The organism is Streptomyces sp. NPDC060027, from assembly GCF_042737005.1.
Lineage (GTDB): Bacteria > Actinomycetota > Actinomycetes > Streptomycetales > Streptomycetaceae > Streptomyces.
Window position 1 is genome coordinate 1 of record NZ_JBHWVI010000326.1, and the last position, 7,105, is coordinate 7,105.

Annotated in this window: 5 protein-coding genes; 1 reads left to right on the forward strand and 4 read right to left on the reverse strand. The window is 66.1% G+C overall.

Going from position 1 to position 7,105, the window contains the following annotated elements:
• Positions 1–124: 124 nt before the first annotated feature.
• From ACFWBT_RS40375 to ACFWBT_RS40390, 4 genes are all read right to left on the reverse strand, one after another.
• A complete protein-coding gene (locus tag ACFWBT_RS40375; RefSeq protein WP_385709066.1) occupies positions 125–607 on the reverse strand; it encodes a hypothetical protein in 483 nt (160 codons plus the stop codon).
• Positions 608–719: 112 nt separating this feature from the next.
• Positions 720–1,982, reverse strand: a complete 1,263-nt coding sequence (locus ACFWBT_RS40380; RefSeq protein WP_385709068.1) for an MFS transporter — start codon at positions 1,980–1,982, stop codon at positions 720–722.
• A gap of 78 nt (positions 1,983–2,060) precedes the next feature.
• On the reverse strand, positions 2,061–3,143 hold the full coding sequence (locus ACFWBT_RS40385; RefSeq protein ID WP_385709070.1) for an inositol-3-phosphate synthase: 1,083 nt from the start codon (positions 3,141–3,143) through the stop codon (positions 2,061–2,063).
• A gap of 43 nt (positions 3,144–3,186) precedes the next feature.
• Entirely contained in the window at positions 3,187–3,870 is a 684-nt protein-coding gene (locus ACFWBT_RS40390; protein WP_266760584.1) for a PadR family transcriptional regulator, read from the reverse strand.
• A gap of 374 nt (positions 3,871–4,244) precedes the next feature.
• Here ACFWBT_RS40390 and ACFWBT_RS40395 point away from each other — a divergent pair, with 374 nt between their 5' ends.
• Positions 4,245–6,980 carry a transglycosylase domain-containing protein gene (locus tag ACFWBT_RS40395; RefSeq protein WP_385709074.1) on the forward strand — a complete coding sequence of 912 codons (2,736 nt, stop codon included), beginning with the start codon at positions 4,245–4,247 and terminating at the stop codon, positions 6,978–6,980.
• Positions 6,981–7,105: the final 125 nt, after the last annotated feature.

Sequence of the window (7,105 nt, forward strand, 5' to 3'; positions counted from 1 at the left end):
CCCTAACATGGCGGGGGGGGGGTGGCCGGGCGTGTTTTTTTCACGTGAAACATCGACGCCGGGCGACGCGAAGGGGCGGTGTTTCACGTGAAACACCGCCCCTTCGCACATCTGGTTCTGCCGGCTACTTGTTGTCTCCCAGGCAGAGGGTGAAGGAGTCGCCCGTTTCCTTCCACGTCAGCGTCGCCGTCGTCCCCGCGACGCTCTGGCACGTCAGCTGGGCCAGCGAAGCGCCGTCTGCCTTCTTGAGGACCTTGTGCGTGGCCTTGGAGTCCGTGCAGTCGACCTGCACCACGTCCGGGTCGTTGTCGGAGCCCTTGTTGTAGAGGCAGTCGCCGACGGCCAGCTTCTTGGCGTCCTCGCTGTCGCTGAACAGCCAGCCGCCCACGATGATGGAGACACCCGCGATGGCCACGATTATGCGCAGGTACTGCTTGAAGCCCCGCTTCGGGCGCTCCGGCGGGACCGGGGCGTACCCGGCGGTCGGCTGCTGCGGGTATCCCTGCGGGGGCTGCTGGCCGTACGGGGCCTGGCCCTGGGGCGGCTGGCCGTAGGGCGGCTGGCCCTGAGCGAACGGGTTCTGGCCCTGGGGCGGCGGAGTTGTCACTTGGGGGTCCCCCTGGAACGTAGGCGCGTGACGCGAATAAGACCCACATAAGCTATCGGGACCCTGTGACAACGCAGTAGTCAGGATTGGCTCTGTGGCACTCATGTGACACTTACTGACGTTCAAAGCTGGCCATAGCGGCCGCAATTGACGCGTAGACCGCCGCCACGGTCACGACAAGGGAAACCGACCGTCCGTCAGAAGGCAGTATCAGAGCGGCCACTGCGGCCGCTCCGACGAAAGCGACGTTGAAGAGCACGTCGTAAACGGAGAAGATTCGGCCGCGGAAGCCGTCGTCGACGGAGGACTGCACGATCGTGTCCGTGGCGATCTTCGCGCCCTGCGTGGTCACGCCCAGCACGAATGCGGCCACCAGCATGGGCGCGGGGGCGAACGGGAGGCAGAGCGCGGGTTCCAGGATCGCCGCGGCTCCGGCACAGACGGCGATCCAGCGGCCGGAACCCAGTTGCCCGGCAGCCCAGGGCGTCACCACGGCCGCCACGAAGAAGCCGGCTCCGGAGACGCCCACGGCCAGCCCCAGGAGCGCCAGCCCGTCGTCCGAGCCGGCTGCCCATGCGTAGCGGCAGAGCATCAGCACCATGACCGTCAGAGCGCCGTAGCAGAAGCGCATCAGCGTCATGGCCATCAGAGCCCAGGCAGCCTCCCGCCGTCGGCGCTCCGCGAGATGACGTACGCCCGCCGCGAGGCCTCGCGCGGTGCCGGCGAGGGCGGTGGCCAGATGGGGGTGGACCAACTCCTGTTCGGGCCCGAGGAGGTCCGGGGCGATGCGCAGGGAGGCGAGGGCCGCGCAGAGGTACAGCGCCGCTCCTACGAGGACCACCGCCGCGTCGGAGTCCGCGACGACCAGTCGTACGGCGAACGCGAGACCTCCGCCCAGAGTCGCCGCGAGCGTTCCGGCGGTCGGTGAAAGGGAGTTGGCCAGCACGAGACGGTCCGCGTCGACGACACGGGGCAGTGAAGCCGAGAGCCCGGCCAGGACGAATCGGTTGACCGCGGTGACGGAGAGCGCGGAAGCGTAGAAGAGCCAGTCGGGGACATCGCTCAGGATCAGAACCGCGGTCACGCAGGCCAGCGCCGTGCGCAGCAGATTGCCGTACAGGAAAACCTGCCGACGCCGCCAGCGGTCCAGCAGGACACCCGCGAACGGACCGATGAGGGAGTACGGGAGCAGCAGCACCGCCATCGCGGAGGCGATCGAGGCCGCCGAGGTCTGCTTCTCCGGTGAGAAGACCACATAGGTGGCCAGCGCGACCTGATAGACGCCGTCGGCGCCCTGGGACAGCAGCCGCACGCCGAGCAGGCGTCTGAATCCCTGGAAGCGCAGGAGGACGCGCAGGTCACGCACGACGGCCATGGGGCACAGCCTCACATACGAGGAGGGTCCCCGGGCGCAATGCCCGGGGACCCTCAACAGCGAGCACGAAGCTGTGCTTTAGCGCTCGACCTCGCCCTTGATGAACTTCTCGACGTTGGCGAAGGCCTCGTCGTCGAAGTACTGGACCGGCGGGGACTTCATGAAGTAGCTCGACGCGGAGAGGATCGGGCCGCCGATACCGCGGTCCTTCGCGATCTTCGCGGCGCGCACGGCGTCGATGATGACACCCGCCGAGTTCGGGGAGTCCCAGACCTCGAGCTTGTACTCCAGGTTCAGCGGGACGTCGCCGAAGGCACGGCCCTCGAGGCGGACGTACGCCCACTTGCGGTCGTCGAGCCAGGCCACGTAGTCCGAGGGACCGATGTGGACGTTCTTCTCGCCCAGCTCACGGTCGGGGATCTGCGAGGTGACGGCCTGCGTCTTCGAGATCTTCTTGGACTCGAGGCGGTCGCGCTCCAGCATGTTCTTGAAGTCCATGTTGCCGCCGACGTTGAGCTGCATGGTGCGCTCAAGACGGACACCGCGGTCCTCGAACAGCTTCGCCATCACACGGTGCGTGATGGTCGCGCCGACCTGCGACTTGATGTCGTCGCCGACGATCGGGACGCCCGCCTCGGTGAACTTGTCCGCCCACTCCTTGGTGCCGGCGATGAAGACCGGGAGAGCGTTGACGAAGGCGACCTTGGCGTCGATGGCGGCCTGGGCGTAGAACTTCGCCGCCTCCTCGGAACCGACGGGCAGGTAGCAGACGAGGACGTCGACCTGCTTGTCCTTGAGGATCTGGACCACGTCGACCGGGGCCTCGGCGGACTCCTCGATGGTCATGCGGTAGTACTTACCAAGACCGTCCAGGGTGTGACCGCGCTGGACCGTGATGCCCTTGTTCGGGACATCGCAGATCTTGATGGTGTTGTTCTCGCTGGCACCGATGGCGTCGGAGAGGTCGAGGCCGACCTTCTTCGCGTCGACGTCGAACGCGGCGACGAACTCGACGTCACCGACGTGGTAGTCGCCGAACTGGACGTGCATCAGGCCGGGCACCTTGGTCGCCGGGTCGGCGTCCTTGTAGTACTCGACGCCCTGAACCAGCGAGGCGGCGCAGTTGCCCACGCCGACGATGGCTACGCGAACCGAACCCATTCCGGTTGCTCCCTGTGTGTATCGGTGAAACCCCGGATGGGTCTCACGTGGCGGTGTCGTCGGACGGATCCGGCCGGGTGCTGTCCCGGTGCCGGGGCAGGCCGCCCGTCTCTCCAGATGTGATGTCCTGCTGAGCGGAGCCTTCGGAGGCGGACTGCTTGATGTCCCGTCCGGCCCGCTCGCTCTCGATGAGCTCGTTCAGCCAGCGCACTTCGCGCTCCACGGACTCCATTCCGTGGCGCTGGAGCTCAAGCGTGTAGTCGTCGAGGCGCTCCCGGGTGCGCGCCAGCGAGGCGCGCATCTTCTCGAGGCGCTCCTCCAGACGGCTGCGGCGACCCTCCAGTACGCGCATGCGTACATCGCGCGACGTCTGCCCGAAGAAGGCGAAGCGAGCGGCGAAGTGCTCGTCCTCGTACGCGTCGGGACCCGTCTGCGCGAGAAGTTCCTCGAAGTGATCCTTACCTTCGGCCGTCAATCGATAGACGATCTTGGCGCGACGCCCTGCGAGCGTTGCCGTGAGGGCGTCTTCAGGCGTGGATCCTGCTTCCTCGATCAACCAGCCGTTGGCGACCAGCGTCTTGAGGCAGGGGTAGAGCGTTCCGTAGCTGAAGGCACGGAACACGCCCAGTGACGTATTGAGTCGTTTGCGCAGTTCATAGCCGTGCATCGGGGACTCGCGGAGCAGGCCGAGTACAGCGAACTCGAGAATCCCGGAACGCCGGCTCATCGTCGCCTCCTCCCTGTCGCTGCCTCGTCGGCACGGTCAGTATGTCGTGCTGATGTATCGACTCGATACATCAGCACGATAGAACGCCCCTGCGGTTGCGACAAGAGGGGACAGGGTGAACGGCGTCACATCACTGATTCATACGAAGCAAGTTGCCTGATTTGGGGTGAACTTCGGTGCTAGGCACGTTTTGACGGTGCGTAGTCTGTGCGTCATGCACACCACCGGGAACCGAGTGACGCCTGAGAACGTCAACGTCTTCGGTGCAGTACGGGTGAATGCGCTAACGACCGCATCCGTACTTCGGGGGGACCGGAAACCAGCCGCCGTTTCCAGGCGCGCAAAGGTGCGCCTGCCCGAGGAGTAATCGTTCGATGAGCGAGCACCGTCGCAAACCGCCGCAGCCGCAGGGCGGCGGACGTGCCGCGGCCCGGCGCGGCCAGCCACAGCCCGGGCCGTCCGCAGGCCGCCGGGAGACACCGCGAGGCGCCACCGGGTCTCCTTCCGATTCCTATGACTCGGGGGGTGCAGAGAGCCCGTTCGGTAGCCGTGCCGAGGCACGGCGGGCCACACAGAGAGGGAGCGGCGGAGGCCGGCGCAGAGCCGCCGACGGCGCGGGACACGGTGGCCCCGGAGGAGGGGGCGGCCGACGTGGTGGTCCCCCGGGCCCGAACGGGCCAGGACGCGGCCGAGGCCGCGCCCCCGAGCCTGCCCGGAAACGCATCATCGACTACCCGCGCGCCGGCAAGTACGGCGCCGCGCGCTGGGTGCCGTCCTGGAAGCTCGTGACGGGTCTGTTCATCGGCTTCTGCGGCAGCCTGGTCGCGGCGGCGAGCGTCGCCTACGCCTTGGTGGGCATCCCGGAAGTCGGCAAGACCGCCAGAGCGCAGAACAACGTCTACTACTGGGACGACGACACCCAGATGGTCGCCTCGGGTGGTGAGACCAACCGCCAGATCATCAGCTACGCGCAGATCCCCAAGGAGATGCGGTGGGCTGTCATGTCGGCCGAGAACAAGACGTTCGAGACCGACAGCGGCGTCGACCCGATGGGTATCGCCCGCGCCTTCGTCAACATGGCCAAGGGCGGTCAGACGCAGGGTGGCTCCACCATCACCCAGCAGTACGTGAAGAACGCGATGCTCGAGGACCAGTCACAGACGGTCTCGCGCAAGCTCAGGGAGCTGTTCGTCTCCATCAAGGTCGGGGCCAAGATGCCCAAGGACGAAATCATGGCCGGCTACCTGAACTCCGCGTACTACGGGCGCAACGCCTACGGGATCCAGGCCGCGGCGCATGCCTACTTCGACCAGCCCGCCCAGGAACTGGACGCGAGCCAGTGTGCCTTCCTGGCGGCGGTGCTCAAGGGCGCCACGTACTACGACCCAGCGGGTGCCCAGTCGATCGACCAGGCCGCCTCGCCTCAGGCCAACCGCAAGCGCGCCGAGGACCGCTGGCGGTGGATTCTCAACGAAGAGGTCAAGGACGGCCGCCTGAGCCAGGCGGCTCGGAGCAAGTTCACCAAGTTCCCCGAGATCAAGAGCCCGCGGTCCAACGCCGCGCTGAGCGGGCAGATCGGCTATCTCGTCGACCTGGCCAACTCGTACCTGATTCAACACAGCGACGAGACCGGGATCTCGGAGACCAGGCTTCGGCAGGGTGGCCTCGAGATTCACACGACCTTCAACAGGAAGAAGGTCAACGCGCTCGAGGCCGCGGTGAAGAAGGTGCGGAAGGCCAACATCAAGGAAAAGCTGCGACCGAAGACGGACAAATACGTCCAGTTCGGCGGAGCCTCCGTGGACCCGGCCAGTGGTCAGATCAAGGCCATCTACGGTGGTGAGGACGCGACCAAGCACTTCACCAACAACGCCGACCAGACCGGTGCTCAGGTGGGTTCGACGTTCAAGCCCTTCGTGCTGGCGGCCGCCATGTCCTGGGGCGTTCGGGATCCCGACGGTGAGGTGTCCCAGCCGCAGGACGCGCGTACGAAGGTCTCTCCGAAGAGTTTCTACAGCGGTAAGAACAAGCTCAAGATCAAGGACTACGACCACACCGACTGGACGGACGACAAGGGCAGGGAGTGGCTGCAGCAGAACGACGGCCAGCGGTCGTACAACCCGCCCAGCTACAAGATCGACCTGCGTGAGGCGATGCGCGAGTCCGTCAACTCCGCCTATGTCCAGCTGGGCATGGACGTCGGCCTGGACAAGGTCAAGGAAGCCGTCCTGAGCGCGGGCATCAAGGAGTCGAGCCTCGCCAGTTCGAGGTTCCCGTCGTTCTCGCTCGGTACCTCATCCCCGAGCGCGATCCGTATGGCCGGTGCGTACGCCACCTTCGCGGCCAGCGGTAAGCAGCGGGACCCGTACTCGGTCGAGAAGGTGACCGACAAGAACGGCATGGTCTTCCAGCACGACAAGATCGCGAAGGACCAGGACGCCTTCACCCCGGCGGTCGCCGACAACGTCACCGACGTCCTGAAGACCGTGGTGGAGAAGGGCACCGGCACCAACGCGCAGCTGAAGGGCCGTGAGGTGGCCGGCAAGACCGGTACGACCGACGGCAACAAGTCCGCCTGGTTCGTCGGATACACCCCGCAGCTGGCCACGTCGATCGGCATGTACCGCCTGGACGACGACGAGACCAAGAAGAACCGCGAGTTCCTTCAGATGTACGGCACGGGTGGCGAGAAGACCATTCACGGTGCCTCGTTCCCGTCTCAGATCTGGCGGGACTACATGGAGGTGGCGCTCAAGGGCGAGAAGGCGGAGCGCTTCCCGACGCCCGAGGACATCGGTGTGGTCCTCAACGACACCCCGAGCCCGACGCCGACGCCCTCGGCCACCGAGAGCGCGTCCGAGAGCCCGACGCCGACTCCCACTCCCAGCGCGACCCTGACGTCCCCGTCGCCCTCGCCGAGTGAGACCTGCAGGAGGTTCGACTTCGAGTGCCAGAACACCGGTGGGACCGACACCGGCGGTACCGATACGGGTGGCACCACCGACGGAGGAGTGAGCGCCTCACCGACGGAATCCGCCTCCACCGGGACCAGTAGAGGCAACGGCAATGGCAGCAACAGCGGAGGCCTCTTCGGAGGCCCGGGCGGATAGTTGCCTCCGTGTCCTTCACGTGAAACAGGGGCCCGCCAGCGGCAGCAGGGGGGCCCCAGTTATGGACAGAAATATAAAAATTTAAGGGAGGAGTTGCGCGGGGTCTTTTAAAAAAAAACCAGGCC

Coding starts and splice junctions, on each gene's coding strand:
- ACFWBT_RS40395 (WP_385709074.1), top strand. CDS start 4,245: ATGAGCGAGCACCGTCGCAAACCGCCGCAGCCGCAGGGCGGCGGACGT.
- ACFWBT_RS40385 (WP_385709070.1), bottom strand. CDS start 3,143: ATGGGTTCGGTTCGCGTAGCCATCGTCGGCGTGGGCAACTGCGCCGCC.
- ACFWBT_RS40380 (WP_385709068.1), bottom strand. CDS start 1,982: ATGGCCGTCGTGCGTGACCTGCGCGTCCTCCTGCGCTTCCAGGGATTC.
- ACFWBT_RS40390 (WP_266760584.1), bottom strand. CDS start 3,870: ATGAGCCGGCGTTCCGGGATTCTCGAGTTCGCTGTACTCGGCCTGCTC.